General features: G+C 59.1%; 13 protein-coding genes. 5 read left to right on the plus strand and 8 right to left on the minus strand.

Translation table 11 applies throughout. The features are described 5' to 3' along the window. Positions 1-8: 8 nt before the first annotated feature. From CK489_RS28405 to CK489_RS28415, 3 genes are read right to left on the minus strand one after another with little or no spacing between them, the layout of a single operon-like run. The gene (locus CK489_RS28405) at positions 9-1,238 is read right to left on the minus strand and encodes a cytochrome c (protein WP_095734568.1); all 1,230 of its coding nucleotides are present in this window, start codon (positions 1,236-1,238) and stop codon (positions 9-11) included. Then, on the minus strand, positions 1,231-3,009 hold the full coding sequence (locus CK489_RS28410) for a GMC family oxidoreductase (RefSeq protein WP_095734569.1): 1,779 nt from the start codon (positions 3,007-3,009) through the stop codon (positions 1,231-1,233). Before CK489_RS28410 ends, CK489_RS28405 begins: the two co-directional genes overlap by 8 nt. A gap of 10 nt (positions 3,010-3,019) precedes the next feature. Continuing rightward, positions 3,020-3,709, minus strand: a complete 690-nt coding sequence (locus CK489_RS28415; protein ID WP_245350518.1) for a gluconate 2-dehydrogenase subunit 3 family protein — start codon at positions 3,707-3,709, stop codon at positions 3,020-3,022. Positions 3,710-4,287: 578 nt separating this feature from the next. Here CK489_RS28415 and CK489_RS41025 point away from each other — a divergent pair. Continuing rightward, entirely contained in the window at positions 4,288-4,494 is a 207-nt protein-coding gene (locus CK489_RS41025; RefSeq protein WP_143278245.1) for a hypothetical protein, read from the plus strand. Between the two features lie 53 nt (positions 4,495-4,547). Here the strand turns inward: CK489_RS41025 and CK489_RS28425 are convergent, their stop codons facing one another. Further along, positions 4,548-5,363, minus strand: coding sequence for an exopolysaccharide biosynthesis polyprenyl glycosylphosphotransferase (locus CK489_RS28425; protein WP_095734572.1), 816 nt, complete (start codon positions 5,361-5,363; stop codon positions 4,548-4,550). Positions 5,364-5,689: 326 nt separating this feature from the next. Between CK489_RS28425 and CK489_RS28430 the strand changes: the two genes are divergently transcribed. Then, the gene (locus CK489_RS28430; RefSeq protein WP_143278246.1) at positions 5,690-6,994 is read left to right on the plus strand and encodes an O-antigen ligase family protein; all 1,305 of its coding nucleotides are present in this window, start codon (positions 5,690-5,692) and stop codon (positions 6,992-6,994) included. Here CK489_RS28430 and CK489_RS28435 read toward each other — a convergent pair. Continuing rightward, on the minus strand, positions 6,975-8,291 hold the full coding sequence (locus tag CK489_RS28435; RefSeq protein WP_245350519.1) for a glycosyltransferase family 4 protein: 1,317 nt from the start codon (positions 8,289-8,291) through the stop codon (positions 6,975-6,977). The genes CK489_RS28430 and CK489_RS28435 overlap by 20 nt on opposite strands. A 17-nt stretch (positions 8,292-8,308) precedes the next feature. Next, a complete protein-coding gene (locus tag CK489_RS28440) occupies positions 8,309-8,974 on the minus strand; it encodes a class I SAM-dependent methyltransferase (RefSeq protein WP_158226513.1) in 666 nt (221 codons plus the stop codon). Positions 8,975-9,371: 397 nt separating this feature from the next. On the opposite strand from CK489_RS28440, the gene CK489_RS28445 reads away from it, so the two are divergent. Genes CK489_RS28445 through CK489_RS28455 form a run of 3 tightly spaced genes read left to right on the plus strand, consistent with a single transcriptional unit; the run spans position 9,372 to position 13,088 of the window. Next, on the plus strand, positions 9,372-10,451 hold the full coding sequence (locus CK489_RS28445) for a polysaccharide deacetylase family protein (protein ID WP_158226514.1): 1,080 nt from the start codon (positions 9,372-9,374) through the stop codon (positions 10,449-10,451). After that, positions 10,451-11,941 (plus strand): oligosaccharide flippase family protein, encoded by a 1,491-nt coding sequence (locus CK489_RS28450; RefSeq protein ID WP_095734576.1) that lies wholly within the window; start codon positions 10,451-10,453, stop codon positions 11,939-11,941. The genes CK489_RS28445 and CK489_RS28450 overlap by 1 nt, the downstream gene beginning before the upstream one ends. A 46-nt stretch (positions 11,942-11,987) precedes the next feature. After that, entirely contained in the window at positions 11,988-13,088 is a 1,101-nt protein-coding gene (locus CK489_RS28455) for an acyltransferase family protein (protein ID WP_245350534.1), read from the plus strand. A gap of 34 nt (positions 13,089-13,122) precedes the next feature. Here the strand turns inward: CK489_RS28455 and CK489_RS28460 are convergent, their stop codons facing one another. Both CK489_RS28460 and CK489_RS28465 read right to left on the minus strand, forming a co-directional pair. Further along, complete coding sequence (locus CK489_RS28460; RefSeq protein ID WP_095734578.1) at positions 13,123-14,397, minus strand: polysaccharide biosynthesis/export family protein; 1,275 nt, start codon at positions 14,395-14,397, stop codon at positions 13,123-13,125. Positions 14,398-14,418: 21 nt separating this feature from the next. Continuing rightward, complete coding sequence (locus CK489_RS28465; RefSeq protein ID WP_095734579.1) at positions 14,419-16,038, minus strand: hypothetical protein; 1,620 nt, start codon at positions 16,036-16,038, stop codon at positions 14,419-14,421. Positions 16,039-16,073: the final 35 nt, after the last annotated feature.

The following is a 16,073-nucleotide window of genomic DNA, read 5'->3' on the forward strand; positions in this document are numbered from 1 at the left end:
ACCTGAAGTCAATTGGTTCTGGCGTGGAGCGCTGCGCGTTCCTTCCTGACCAGCTCCTCGCCGACCTTTGTGGCCTTGCCCCAGTGGTTGCGAACATAACTGGCGACGGCTGCAACCTGTACGTCGTTGAGTTGCCAGCCGAATGCCGGCATAGCCGGCCCTGTCGGCTCGCGATCGGTCGCCACGCTCTGCGCGCCCTGCAGGATCACTCGCAACACGGTTGTCGGATCACCGGACTCGACAGTGGCGGCATGTGAGAGGTCGGGAATCAGGTTCGGGACGCCGGTGCCGTCGGATTTGTGGCAGGCCGAGCAGAGGTCTTGATAGATCGCACCGCCGGCAGTGAGCACCTTTTGATCGGACGAGCTGTCCATCGCAGCCTTTGGCCCTTTGATGTCCTTCAGATAGGTCGCCATCGCCTTGACGTCAGCGTCGCTCAGCTTCGAGGTGGAGAAATCGACAACCTCACCCATCAAGCCAGCGGCCGCCGCGAAGCGATTGTGGCCGGTCTTGAGATATTGCGCGAGATCGTCCGCGGGCCAGGACGCGAGCGGTCCTTCTCCGCTGGTGATGTCGGGCGCCACCCAACCCTGCAGCGTGTAGCCCTGCAAGGATGCGGACGCCTTATCGCCACCAAATAGGGTCTTGGGGGTATGGCAGGCACCGCAATGGCCCGGCCCCTGCACCAGGTACGCGCCGCGATTCCATTCGATGGATTTATCGGGATTGGCGCGAAACTCTCCCGGCGAGAAGTAAAGCCTGTCCCAGGCGAACATCCCAGTCCGGATGTTCAGTGGGAATGGCAGCTTGTTGGCCGCCACGGTATTGTGCACTGGGGCGATCGTCGACAGATAGGCGCGGATATCCTTGGTGTCCTGGCGCGACATCCGCGTGAAGTACGGATACGGCATCGCCGGATACAGCCGCTTGCCGTCCCGGCGTAAGCCCTGCCGCAAGGCCGCGTCAAACTCCTCATCGCTCCAGGCACCGATCCCGGTCTCGCGATCTGGCGTGATATTCGGCGCGACCAGCACGCCGAATGGTGTTTCGATCGGCCGCCCGCCGGCAAAGCGCTGTCCGCTGCCCGGCACCGTGTGGCAGCTTCCGCAATCGGCGGCGTTGGCGAGGTAGCGGCCGCGTTCGATCGCGGCAAAGTCCTGTAGGCCCGCGCTGACAGCTGCTCCGCCGCTCGCGACAAGCGCGCCAACCATCAGCACGACCTGCGGCCATCTAGGCATTGATCAGCTGTCCTGGATTCTTGAGATATTTCCCATGGATCGCGTCCGCGGCCCAATAGGCCAACGCCGCGACCGTACCGGTCGGATTGTAGCCGGCGTTCTGCGGAAAGGCGCTCGCGCCCAACACGAAAAGGTTCGGCACGTCCCAGCTCTGCAAATAGCGGTTCAGCGCGCTGGTCGCGGGATCGGTGCCCATGATCGCACCACCGCACAGATGCGTCGTCTGGTACTTCGTGATGTCGTAGGGGCCCTTGCGATACTCCTTGTGCACCTGCCGCGCACCCATCGCCTGGAAGATCTCGGCGAACTTGTCGGTCAAGAACTTGTTCTGCTTGATCTCGTTGTCATGGAAATCCATGGTGATGCGCGCCAGCGGACGGCCGAACCGGTCCTTGTAGGTCGGATCGAGATCGACATAGACGTCGCGGTAGCTGTACATGCTGCCGTGCACACCGGTGCCGGGCTTCAAGGCACTCTGATAGTTCTCCTTGACCGCCTTCTTCCACTGCGCGCCCCACAGCGGCGTTCCCGGCGGCACCGGCGTGGTCTCGATCGGCCGGCCGTTGGTCTGCACCTGCCCCATATAGCCGCCGCCGACGAAGCCATGCGGCCCATGATCGAAATTGTCGCCGTTGAACTCGTCGATGCACGTCCCGATCGCACCCGAGGCGATGAAGGGATTGAAGACGAACTTGGCCGGGTCAAAGAAGCTGACGACGTCGGAGATCGTCTGATGGGTGAAGTTGCGGCCGATCACGCCGGTGTTGGCCTGGGGATCGTAGGGCTTTCCGATCCCGGACAACAGCAGCAATTGCACATTGAAGATCGTGTAGGCCGACAGCACAACAAGATCGGCCGACTGCTCCCATTCATTGCCATCGGCATCGACAAAGGTCACGCCGGTTGCGCGCTTGCCGCTGCTGTCGAGGTCGATCCGTATCACCTCGCTGTTGTCTCGTGCTGAAAAGTTCGGCCTGCGGATCAGCGCCGGAAGGATCGTGGTCTGCGGCGAGGCTTTGGAATAGTTGCCGCAGCCGAACCACTCGCAGAAGCCGCAATAGGTGCAAGGTCCGAGCCGTACGCCGAGGGGATTCTGGTAGGCACGCGACATATTGCCCGAAGGTTGGGGAAACGGCTTGTAGCCGAGATCGCGGGCCGCCTTGGCAAACAGCGTGGCCCCAAACGGCTGGTCCTGCGGCGGATTAGGATAAGGCCTCGAGCGCGGCCCTTCGAAGGGATTGCCGCCGTCGACGATCTCGCCTTTGACATTACCGGCCTGCCCCGATGTACCGCACAGATATTCGAACCTGTCGTAGTGCGGCTCAAGCTCGTCATAGGTGACGCCCCAGTCCTGGATCGTCATGTCCGCGGGCATGAAGTTCGCGCCATAGCGCTCGGTCAAATGTGTGCGCAGCACGAAATCAGAAGGCAGAAACCGCCAGGTCTCCGCGTTCCAGTGCACGCCACCGCCCCCGACCCCGTTCGGCGGCATGAATGCGCCCCAGCTGCGGATCGGCAGCGCCGTCTGGTTCATCTTGTTGCGGAAGGTGAAGGTGGTTTGGTCCGGACGGAGGAACAGTTCGTGACGGATCCGGTAGCGCAGTTCGTCCGCGGCATAGCCAGGCGGGTAGTCGGTCGCAGTATTACGCCAGGGACCCCGCTCGATCGCGATCACCTCGAGCCCGGCGCCGGCGAGTTCATGGGCCATAATCGAACCGGTCCATCCCAGACCGACGATCACGACATCCTTGTGTGGCAACTTGCGGGCCATCAGTCAGCGCTCACGATTTTGTAGGGGTCCAGTCGGCGCGACCGGCAATGCTGACTGGTGGATAGGGATAGCGCTCGTTGTGCCGCTTCACCCAGTCGCGGTAGTCGTAGCGAATGCCGGGGAAGCCGATCATCTTCCAGCCGACCATGTCGCGGTTTCCGCCATGGATCGGATCGGAGAAGAAGCCTTCCGGAACGTCCTTCAACAGCGCGCTGAAGAACCCCTGCCCGTCAACGCCCTCGAGTTTGACCTCACCGGCCTCGACCTTCTTGAGCACGGCGTCCTGCTCATCGGCGCCCAGCTCGGCAAACGGCTTGCTGCCATGGCTTGAGCGGCAGAAGGCGTCCAGCCCGGCGAGCCCCTTGCGATAAAGCTCGGCGTGCGAGAGCTGCGATTGCGGCCCCTGTTCCTTGGTACCCTTGATGAAAGGACCGAGCGTGTATAGTCCCTCATTGACGCCATAGGCCCCCCTGAGCTGGCGATCGATGAAGACGGCGCAGCCAGCATCCTTACCGCCCGCAGTCTCAGGATCCGGCGGTATGATCCGATCGACGATCGCTTCCATTGCGCGCGCCTCGTCGGCGGTGAAGAATTGCCAGGTTCCAATTCGCTCGATCTCTGGCGCCGAGTTCGGGTGTGGGGCCCACGGCATGCGGCCTTGGATCACGGTCGCCCGGCTGAGCGAGGTGGTGCTTACCAACCACGCCGCCATAGAGAATAGGAAGGATCGACGCTGCATCGGACGTCCTGGTCGCCCCGTGCGGCAACGCAACGGATTTGCGCAGGTTCCAATGCCATCAAAGAACCGCGGCAGGTGCTCAATGCTCTCGTAGGCTACCCCGAGTTCGCATTCACGCGCGTCAATCGCACATAGGTCCGATAGCTCGCACTAAGGGGCCGGCCACAAACAACCGTGCCGCCCATCGCTTTTCTCACGACCACCCTGCCGTTCGCTCTTCCATCCCTTCGGACGCTAGCAGCTCCGCTGAACGATCCGGCGCCCCGGATGGTGTGCTAAGCTGGCAGAGATGTGCTTGTAAGCAGCTATCGCGGTCAAAATGACACGGGTGCTGACTCACATATGAGAATGCGCCTTATTCGACAGGGTTGCAAAATGGAGATAGGAGGTCAGCTGTCGGCCTCCAATTTCCTACTCTCCGGCGATTTTTGCCGGACCTGGACGACACCTAATTCCGTCCGCTGAATTGCTTGGCCGGGACAGCCGTTAGACAAGAGTCACGTACACATTGCGAATGCTATCTTTTTGAGGAGCGGTTCGTGTCGATCGACGCACCAGTTTTTCGAATTGGCGATAAAGTGCGGCTCAGTCAGCTTGGTGCCAATCGAATAAAGAAGGCGCCGTCCAAGACGGGACGCGTGGTTGGTGCGGGAAAAACAAGCAGGCGCGCTTTCCGTGTTTTGTTCGACGGGATGAGGTTTCCCGTTAGTCTGCATCAAAGCTATCTGGAGCTTGATGATAGATAGGACTAGCTCGCCTAGCCCATGGCGGGCGTTGATCACCTCAAGCCCGCGGGCCATCAGCACGCGTTCCGGGGACGGACGATTTCTCGCACGGTCATCGCGACGATGACGAGATCGAGCCAAACCGACCAGTGGCGAATGTATGCAAGGTCACGCGCGACGCGCTTCTCCATGGCCATCAGGTCACTCGTCTCGCCTCTGCATCCATTGACCTGCGCCCAGCCGGTCATTCCCGGCTTTACCGAGTGACGATAGGCGTATCTTGTAATCAGTCTCGAATACATCGCGTCGTGGACGAGCGCATGGGGACGAGGACCGACGAGCGACATTTCTCCTCGGACGACGTTGAATAGCTGAGGTAGTTCGTCCATGCTCGTCTTGCGGAGAACCCGCCCAACCCTTGTCACCCGCGCATCGTCGGGCCGTGCTTGGCGTACATGGACACCGTCCTCCATGCACGTCATGGTACGAAACTTCAAGATTTGAAACCGCCGTCCTCCTCGTCCGCCGCGCCACTGACGAAACAACGCGGGCCCCGGCGTCTCTATGACAATTGCAATCGCAATGAGAAGAATCGGGACCAATAGGAATGCGACCGCTAGTCCTCCAACCACAAGGTCGAATAGTCTCTTAAGTACACCATTTGCTCCAGTTTCCTCCCGTCGAGCGATCTCCGTGCCGCCCGCTCGCTTCTTCCGCGATCTCAAAATCGAGCCACGCGCTTCGGTGATATGACCGCGCTCGAACTTGGCGCTGGTCGTCGCTTCCGTCTCAATCACACTCGCAGCACGGGTCAACCCGTGCCGTTCTTGTCGGCTACGCCCGAGTTGCCTGGAAGGAGCAGACGATCCGGTAACAGTTGGCCACTGCATGCTGGCTTCTCACAATGATGGCCCCCAACCCCGTCCTGGCGACCAGTTGGGCCAGTCGACGACGTGCGATCAGCACGATGCCGGTACGGCGCAAGTCTTCGATGCCGGCTCTTGCCATGCGAGCTTTCACCGCGGCGTCGTGTCAACGCCGACGATAACGCCGAAAGCGAGAGATGGACGAGATTTCGCCTGTGCTAGGTCAGATGCGCATGCGCCTATACTTTTGAGCTTTTGCCGAGTTGCCGAAATCGTCCTATTGGACGATTTGTCGCTCCGGTCGACGATCGGCTAGGCGCTGAATAAGCTCGCTGTTGTCGAGGGGTACCGTGTCTGTCATCATCCTCGTCACGGCTGGCTTGCTGCTCATGTTGACACGTGTCATTGGCGTGCGCCAAGCGATGCTCATCATCATGCTCATGCGCCCATCGTGCGATCGAGGGTTTGATTGGATAAAGGCAAATATCGGCCAGCAATCTGGTCCCGGCGCTGTGATCAATGCCCTCATGATCGCTTTGGCGATGCTCGCTATCGTGCAGGTTCCGCGTGCCGCTCTTTCTTCGCCGCTGCTTGCCTGGGCCGGTCTGATCGCTGCGGCCGCTATATCCCTCTTGCATACGCCCGACCTAAGCGCGGGAACGCGCGACGTCCTCGATCTCGTCACATACGCTGCCGCTTTCTCGATTCCGTATATCGTTGTCAAGAACCAGACCGCGGCCGCGCAATGCCTCACGGTCGCGCTCGCCTCGTCGATTGTACCGTCGCTCTATTCCTTGCTCGAACTCGCCAAGCAGCCGCAATCTCTTACCGGAGAGGAGCGATTGCAGAGCACGTTCACCCATCCAAATATCTACGCGTTCTACATCGTCGGCGTTCTGGCTCTTATTCTCTACATGCACAGCTCCGCCACCTTCCGCATCTCGCCGCGGATGCGGCGAGTCACCGCGGCCTATGCTGTCTATCTAGTTTTCCTGCTGCTGCTTACAAAGACGCGGAGCGCATGGCTATCGGCGTTGCTTCTTATGGCCGGCTATTCACTCGTCGTAGATCGGCGCTGGCTCGTGCCGTTGACTATTTTGCCGCTGGCACTGTTCGTCCCCGGGGTATCCGAGCGACTGGCGGATCTTCAGTCAGGTGCCGTCGACGGGGCCTACGAGCATCTAAACTCTATGGCATGGCGCGAAATCCTCTGGAATGACACGCTTGAATGGCTTGCGGCAAACCCCTCCGGTTGGTTTGGCTATGGCTTGGGCTCCTATCAATCCTATTTCCCGTTGTTCTTCGCACGCGGCGCCGGTCAGGACGGCATCGGCCCGCACAATGCAATTCTGCAGATCTACTTCGAAATGGGCAACGTAGGGCTGTTGAGCTTCGCCGCGTTGATGGCCGTAATTGCATTCAGGCTTGTCTCAAGGATGAGAGCGGATTTGGCCGGCACTTTCACCATGCTCCTGTTGTGCGTCGGCTATCTCATGATGTTCTATTCAGATAATCTCCTCGATTATCTGCAATTTCAGTGGTTCTTTTGGTTCACAATAGGCACCGTGTGCGCCTCGACGGGCCTACCGAGGACGGCCTTGCGTCCCGCCCCTCCATCAACTGCGACTAGCCGCGTTATTGGATTGCCGTCGTAAGCGGTCGCGCCGCGCCGGGGGGACCAGCACGACGCGACGTAAGTTCTGCAAATAGCTCCATCAAGACTGTCGCCTCACGATCAACGTCGTGTAATGCCATCACGCGTTCACGCGACAGTCGTCCCATTGAATGCAGCGTCTCGGACGGGGCGAGTAGACAATCGGTCATCGCTGCGGCGAGCGCCTCCGGGCATCCTGCAGGCACAAGCCAGCCGGTTTCGCGGGAAACGACCAGTTCTGGAACTCCAGCGATTTGCGTCGCAATTACCGGGCGCCGCAGGGCCATTGCCTCCATGATGACGACGGGGAGGTTTTCAGCCAAGCTTGCAACCACTAGTGCCCGAGCGCTCAGCATTTCACGCCGAACATCGGCGCTGCTGAGCCAACCGCACAGCCGGATCGAGTCCGACAGCCCGTACTCGGCAATCAACTCTTCGAGCTCGGCTCGCCCTTCGCCGTCCCCAACAATCACCAGTTCGAACTTGCGCCCAGCGGTCGCGACCATCGCCGCGGCCTTGACGAGAATGCTCTGTCCTTTTTCGCGGCAAAGCCGCCCAACGCACACCAACCTCGCGGCAGTGCTCGGCTTGTCTTCGGCCATGTCATAGAACGTTCGGTCCAGGCCGCAACGGATCAGTTTGATCTTGCTTCTATCGGCAGCATCGCACCAGCGATAGAGTTGAGACCGCCCGTAGTGGCTCACCGTAGCGACGAATGCCGCTTCGTGAATCTTGGCCCACAAGCCAATGAATTCAGGTTTGTCATACTCATCGTATCCATGGACCGTGAAGCTATAGGTCACGCCGGACAATTGAGCAGCGAGCAATGCCAATTCGGCCGGGTTTGTTCCGAAGTGAGCGTGAATATGCGCCGCACCAGTGGCCCGCACGATCGAAGCAACTTTGCAAGCTTCGACAAGATAGAGAATGTGCAGCAACGGCCCCCGGTCGCTCCTGCGCATCAGGCTCATCGTGGTTACAAACGCCTTCGCAAAGCTAAGGGGACGCAACAACATGAGCTCGGCCAGCGCGCGCAATAAGTCAAGCGGCTGTCGGATCAGATAGGTCGTTCGTTGCTCTTCCAGTACATCTCCGGGATCCACCAATGCCCGTCCGGCTCGTGCTGCTACCCGAACGACCTCAACGTCCTGGCGTTCGAGTGCCTGCACTTCCCGCTTAATGAACGTATGCGTAACGGCCGGATATTGATTGATCAGGTATAGAACGACCGACCTGCCGTTCGCCGCAACTCTGCGATCGTTCGTCGGATGATAGGCTTCCCGGCCAGCCATCTGCATATGGCGTCTCCGCTTCACTACTTCGTGTCGCCGACCGGTCGACATTTCCGGACATTCCAGGACACCCCAGACCGGTGCCTCATTTGGACGCTATCGATCACATCCACGTTGCTCCGAGCGGTCTGCCAGGCTCGGCGGGAATCGGATGAGTCCCACAGCGATATGATAAAGAATCCGTCTTTCTCCAGGAACGCTGCGAAGCGCATCAGGATGTCTTCGGGGTACGGGAAATAATAGAGCACCTCGTTGAAAACGATCATGTCAAACTTTCGGTCCGGCGTGTAGGACGCGACGTCCATTGCGACAAACCTCGTATGTGGATCTGCCCACTTCCGCCTCGCGATTCCGATGGCGTAGTCCGAAAGATCAACGCCCACATAATCGATAATTTCGTGGGAATTGAGCCACTGACGCAGGATGCCAGACCCGCACCCGAGGTCGAGCACACTCGAGATACTCCCATTATGTCTGCAATATCCGTCGATCACGGCATAGCGGGCCATTTCCTCGAGATTACTGAGATAGTCCCATCGTCCCGTCTCATAGTCTTGATTGAGCGGCTGTGGAGTCCTTCCGACATCCCGGCCGGGAGGCCGACGAACGAACACCGCATCTGCCAACTCGCGAGCGCCTTGACGCAGTCGATCCGGAACTATTCGCTCGATCACTTGAAGAGCCTGCATGTGCATGTGTTCCTGCGGTTGAGAGCGGCGTTGCGCCGGCGACGATCGTGTCAGACCGGTTCCTTCTGCGATTACGGTGTCATGCCGCTTTTAATCCAGACAACTCGTAACGCGGACCCGGCGTGGCGAGTATCCCTCCCCATGCGGAATTGCGTACTAGTCCCGACTGATCATTGACGCCCCCGCTCCACGGCCGACTATCGCACCTGCGGAAGCTAGCAACCGAAGGTCAAGATCGGCGGTGAGGGTGACGGAAGCGAAACTCATACATGCCGGACGTGACGCCTCATGTGCGACACGATCAGAGGCCGCCCGCTTCCTGCGCCAGTTCACCCGGAATGCCCTATACCGGACAGGCGCACTAACTTTGTATCACAGGCTCCGAAACAGGCGCACGTTGACCGTCGTCACGTTTCATCGCGTCCTCCGGCGCGGGGATGCGCGCTGGGAGACGGCACTGGCCCCATGGACGCTCGAAGAAGCAGCATTCGACCAGTGCCTTGAATTTCTCAAACGGCACTATTCGATCGTCTCGCTCGACGACGTAAGGCAAGCCCTGAAGCGAGCGCGCCCTTTACCCGCCAGAAGCCTCCTGCTTACATTCGATGACGGCTTTGCCGATAATCTCGACTATGCGCTCCCGTTGCTGCGTAAGCACGGGGCGACGGCGACCATTTTCATCACCTCGGACAGCATCGGAAGCTCAGAGCGGCTTTGGACCGAGGACCTGCTCTGGGCCGTTTCGCGCGGACGGGTGAGCCAGCGGCAACTTACCTGCCTGCACACGATTCTGATTGGTTGCGTCCGCGAGCCGCAGGATGCAAATCTCATCTGGAACATCGTGCGCCGGGGTCCCAACTATGATGCGGGGCTGGTTGAACTCGTGCTCTCCACCTTGGATATCGACTTGCAGCGCGTCAGAAGTCCGCGCCAAATGCTGCGCCGGGAGGAAATCGCGACCCTTGTTGCGAACGGGATTTGGATTGGCGCGCACGGGAAGACCCATTCGGCATTCCCGGCCTCGTCAGACGTAGCAGTGGAGCTTTCTCATCCTCGTGCTGTACTAAAAGAGATCATCACACCCTACGGCCAGGGCACTGTTGACGCACTCTCTTTTCCGCATGGCGCATATACTTTGGAGATCGCTGATCAGGCGCTTTCGGCAGGTTACGAGCTCCTCTTCACCGGCGAACCTGAGCTCTGTTGCCTGGATCAGGGCTATCTTGCGACGTCCCTGATCGGACGGCTTGACGCCGACGCACGCCGGATTGCTCCAGCGGGGCAATTCCGACCGGAGATGCTCGCCGCCTCTCTATTTATGGCCGCCCGACGACAGCCAGACCGCGGTTCTCGGATTGCGGCACGCGCTCGGCAACACGCCACCGAGATCGTGCGCATGACTGGGTACGGCCTGCTAGCGCACCTGTGGCGGCGATTGCTAGATCCGAGAAGAAGCGCGAAGCGGGAGGCACGGTAATGCGTCTTCGGCAGGCAATCCTTAGTTCCACCATACAGCAGAACGCAACGTTCCTGCTATTCTTTGCAACCGGCATTGCAATCGCCCATCTGCTTACACCACGCCAGGCCGGCTCATACTCCATTGCAATTGCCGCCGTGGGAACCGTCGCGGACTTGAAGGATTCGGCCCTGGGTTCCTATGTGGTCAGCTCTCCCGAGTTCGATGACTCGCTTTTGAGAGCCGCCTTCGGCCTGAGCCTCACTATAGCCGTATGCCTCGCTGCTGGATTGTTCGGGTTAAGCTTTGTGCTCGCCGCCTTCTATGACGACGCTGCGCTTGGTCACTGCTTGCGGATCCTGGCTTTTGCGCAGCTTGGTCCTGCGATCGCCTTTCCGGCGACGATGCGACTGATGCGCGCGATGCGTTTTGGCGTCCTCCTTACCGTTGGCGTGGCCGCGGCGGCTTGCCAAAGCGCCGTCTCCATTGTCCTGGCGGTCCGAGGCTACGGAGCTGACGCTTTGGCCTGGGGTTATTTTTCCTCAGCCATGATGTCGGCAGCAACGACCATCGCTTACGATCCGCGGGGCCTGCGTCTCTCTCCGACGTTGGCAGGGTCACGGCGCCTGCTCACGTTTGGAGGTTGGACCTCCGGGACCTTCCTGGTTAGCAGCGCCGGTTTGTCCGCCCCCGAACTGATGATTGGTCGAGTGCTCGGGCTCGCCAACGCTGCCCTGTTTTCCCGCGCTCAAAATCTGGTCTCCTTCGTCAGGAATGGTCTCGTTCTCGGCATCACTAGGCCACTGCTGCCAAACCTTGGCGATCGGGTCGGTCGGGGCGCCGACTTGGCATCTGTATACGGCTCTTTCGTCGAAACGATGACGGGATTGGCCTGGCCGGTCTACGCGCTATTGGCCATTTGGGCCGAACCACTGGTCAGGACGATCTACGGAGATGCGTGGCGGGCCACAAGCTCGATGATGGTGCCAATCGCGATCGCTCATGCCGTAACTCTCACGGTCGGGCCATATTACGACTTCTTGATCGTCAAACGGCGTCAACGATTACTGTTCACCTGCGAGTCCGCAATTTGCATCTTTACGATCGCCATACTTGGAGCCGGCTTATCTCTTGGAATTGAAGGAGCAATGTGGGCGTTACCGCTGAGCAGCACATTATTCGTGGCCTGTTACTTGTCAGTGCTCAGGCCCGTCATTGGGTACGATGTTGGACGACTGTTCAGGGCTTGGGCAAGAAGCCTCGTCGCCACGCTAGCAGTGCTGCCCGTCCCATTGGCTATGCGGCAGCTTTTGACTGAAAGCACCACGGAAATTTTGTTGGGCTTCGTCGTATCAGGCGCAATCTCGGTCGCATTCTGGCTTGCCGCTCTCATGATCGTCCGACACGAATTGGCTATTCACGTCCGTGTTCTCATCGAAGACCTCCTGGATATGTCCGGTCTCGCATATCAACGATTCCTCCCCCAACGCCGCGAAATAGATCAAAGGTGACGGCTTGCATGGTCGCCCGGAACAGCAGAAGCCGGTAACGATGGATATGGTCACCCCTAATCCTGACCACCATCGCAGAACTCGGTTACGGCCAGGCCAATACCTCACACTTCCAACCGCTGATGTACCCAGTGAATCGGGAGACCAAGCCATCAATACCGCAAGGCACGACACGGCGGCTCTCGATGGACTTCGCGCGATCAGTATCTGCCTTGTGCTCGCGGCCCACCTATTTCCACTCGGACCCAAGTCTCTCCAGCTAAACTCGACCGCCGGGCCGATGGGAATGAGCCTGTTCTTTGCTCTCTCAGGTTATCTGATCATTCGCACCCTACGCGCCGCGAGCGTTCTCGAGTTTGTCGTCAAGCGGATTTCTCGGATCCTGCCGCTGGCATACCTCTATCTCGCATTGGTCTTCTTGGCTTTTGGCCTCAGCCGACAGGCAATGCTTTATCATCTTGGCTTCATCTTGAACTACCGCACCGATCAGATGATTCCCGTGACGGAGCACCTCTGGTCCCTCTGCGTGGAAGTTCACTTCTACATCTTTGTGACGGCGCTGGCAGGGTTTGCTGGTCGTAAGTCCCTGATCGTGGTTTGGCCCTGCTGCGTAGCCATCACGGCAATTCGGATCCTCCAAAATGCTCCAATCGAGATCGCCACTCATCTTCGGATCGACGAAATCCTGATCGGGGCTTGCGTAGCCACCCTGCCCCTCCGACGGCTGGGCGCCTCGACATCTCTCTTTGCGTGGTCGATTGCGGCGGCCCTATGGGCGGCAAGCTCGCACCCCGAAAGTAACTCCCTACAGTACTTCCGGCCTTACGCCACAGGTCTGTTGCTATGGGCGACGCTTTCGCAGCCGCCGAACAAGCTGATCGTTCTCTTGAGCAGCAAGCCCCTATCTTATGTCGCCACAATCTCCTATGCGCTCTACATTTTTCATCCGCTCACGGCGCATGGGTGGTGGGCTGATGGCAGCATTTCGCAGCGCTACCTGCTCAAACGACCGATTGGCTTGGCGATCGCTTTGCTCGCGGCGCATCTATCGACGTTTTATTGGGAACGCCTGTGGATCCAGGCGGCGCGGCGCCATTTGAATTCGAGGCGCGCTCCGAAGCGATCCGCCGACTCGGTGCGAGTCTGACCAGATAAGGCACAGCGTGCTGGAATTCGTTCAATCACCGATCCGCCCTCTCCGCCTTTGCTTGAGGTAGGCTGAGCATATTACTCGCCTCGTATGGCTCGGAGCGGATCATCGGAATCTTGATGATGTCACCCGGCTGGACGGTCCCCGTCTCGTCGACCGCGATTTCTCGCGTTGCATCACCATCCTTTCGCATCAATATAAAGCCAGAACGCCGATCCTTGTCCGCCAGGCGCTCCCGCGCCTCGGCCGGCGCGCCGATTTGCGCCTCGTTCAGCAAGTCACCCTGCATCTTGATTCGTGACCGAACTTCCGCAATGTCATCCTTTGTCTGCTGAAGATCTCGCGCATCCGCCTTTCCTCTATCTTGAGCGCGTTGCTGGAGCTGATGATCAGCCAACGCGATACTTTCTTGTGCCCTTACGATTGCCGTCTCCACGGTCATTTGCTCGTTGACTATTTGCGCAAGCGAGCGCTCCAAAGAGAATAGCGTCGGCGCGAGCGCCAGTCCCTTCGCGGAGAGCGCGCGCAATTGTTTCAACTGTTCTTGAGCACTTTCCTTCTGCTGTGCCAGTGCGTCGACTTGGCCGCGAAGTGATTGCATCTCGTTTTGATAAAGCGATCTGATCTTCTCGAACTCAGCCCGTTCTGAACGAATGGCGTTGTTCTCAAGATCGAGCGCCAGGCGCTCGCTTTCGATAATCGCAGCAATCTCGGGAGAGTCCTTGCGATCGGTAAGTTGCGCCGGGAAATCGGGGTTTGCGTGCCCGGTGACAACAGCTGTCAGCCGGGCCTCGCGAGCCAACAGGCGATACTGCTTGACTGTCAGGGTGCGCATTTCTCCCTTGGCCAACGCCATGTCGCGATCCAGACGCAACAAGCCGAACTCGGGACGGTAGTATCCGCCCGCAATGCCGATAGCCTCGAGGACAGTAAGGCCGGGGCGATACGGATATTGTCCGGGGCGTTGGACGTCCCCGACAATGGAAAATGGACGATACTGAAGAATCTCGATCGCGGTGACCGGTCTTTCCGCGCCGTCCGAGCGGCGTTGCAGGCGATCGGAGATTTCTCCGGCCACATCACTCAGGCGCCGGCCTTTGGCATCGACATTGCCGAGCAATGGCACCGAGATGACGCCATCAGCAGCCACCGTATATTCACCGGTGAGATCAGGCCATTCCTGCACCTTGACTTTCAGACGATCGGATACACCGAGCTTGTAGTCTTCCGCTATTGACGATCGGATCAAGAGCACCAAGGCGATGCCGACATTGACCGCGATATTGATGGCTTTCCACTTTATCATCCCTATTCCTCGGATCGCCGATTAGACCTTGGGGTGTGCCGAAACGCGTTGGAGGGTTCGCATACGGCGTGTCTCAAACCGAAGCAATCGCCATGGAACCTTGTTGAGAATGGTCCCCAGTATCCTGTCCCTTGCGGATCCCAATGCACCTAGCGCCTGGTCCAACTCAGTTTCCGTGGCTTGGCCCCATTCCACGACGATCAGCAAATGGTCGATGATCTGGCCCGCGGATCGCACATCTGCCGCCATCGCAAGTGGAGGCAGATCCAAGACGACCCATTCGTATGCACAATCTCCGTCCACATTGATTGCGCATGCGAGATTGCCCCAGAGTGCGTCGAGACTACCCAAGACCTCTCCGGTCGGTAGATAGTCCAGATTGGGGCAGATCTCCGACTGGACAGCCTCATTCGGCGCTACCTGCCCTCGCAGTACCTCGTGCAAACCGACCATCTGTGCTCGAGTCCGCCCCGACGCAGAGCTCGTGCCGCCCTGTCCAGCATCGACAAGCAATACACGAGAGCCGTCACGCGCGAGAGATCTGGCCCAACCGTTCGCAACCGCTGTCTTTCCTTCTCCGTGGCAGTAGGATGTTATCCCAACAAAATGCGGAAGGCGTCCTGACGTTTCGAGCACAGCCGATCCCGCACGCTGTAGAGCCGACCGTCGCAACCTTGACATCAGTTCGAGCTGGCCCTTTTGCGAGCCCTTGATGTGTGGCAGCAATCCGAAGCACTCGGCTGACGTCAGGGCAACCAATTGCTCCGTGCTACGCAGACGTCGATCGAACAGGGCGAGAGCGACTCCGACGCAGGCCGCAAGCAATCCACCAAAAATGGGCGCTAGCGTCGCGATCGCTACAAAGGGGGGACCGTCGCTCGAGGTTGGTGACGCGGCTTCGCTGATGATCCTCGCCGTCGGACCGAGCACCTTGATGCGCTCGCGCAACGAGGCACTTGTGCTGACCACAGCACTCGTATCGTTCTGCTCCTGAACAAATGATGCAGCCAACTCATCTGTCAGCCGTTGCGCGTCGTCGGGGCTGCGTGCACGCGCGCGAACTGAAACAATAAGGCTCGCGCCAACGCGGCTCACCACTATGTCCGCTCTCAGTCGTGTCAGCACCTTTTGTCTTCTCTTTTCGTCCGAAAGCCCTCCTCCCGCAGCGGCGATGTCGGATAGCAATCGGCCGCGGAAGTGATGCCACCCGATCTGGCCAATGAGTTGTTCAAGGCTGGATTTCGGCAGCATATCTTCCGTTTCCTCAAGCCCGACTTTGTCAATCACGCGCTCGAGCACCCGGCTAGATTTGAGCATTTCGATCGCGCTCTGGATCAGTGCATTTTCAACCAGGATCTGGGTTACAACAGCGTCCGGCCCGGACATTTGCAGGGTCGTATTCGAAATGAGTAGTTCGGAAGTAGCGCTGAACGTCGGCACTTTCACGACTCCGTAGAGAACGCCAGCCAGTCCTCCGATGATGACCCCAACAATCATCAGCCGCTGAAGAGCTGGCCGGTGTTGACGTATCTTTGCGATCGCAATTCTGAAGCCGATGCCCTCTCGCCACACATCAGACGAGAACGAGTAGCCCACCGCGTGGTCGGCATAGGGCCTTTTTCCAGCTGACGAGTCGAGCATCGGTATGGCTCCCAATTGTCATGTACACCGGCGGC

The organism is Bradyrhizobium sp. UFLA03-84 (assembly GCF_002289535.1).
GTDB lineage: Bacteria > Pseudomonadota > Alphaproteobacteria > Rhizobiales > Xanthobacteraceae > Bradyrhizobium > Bradyrhizobium viridifuturi.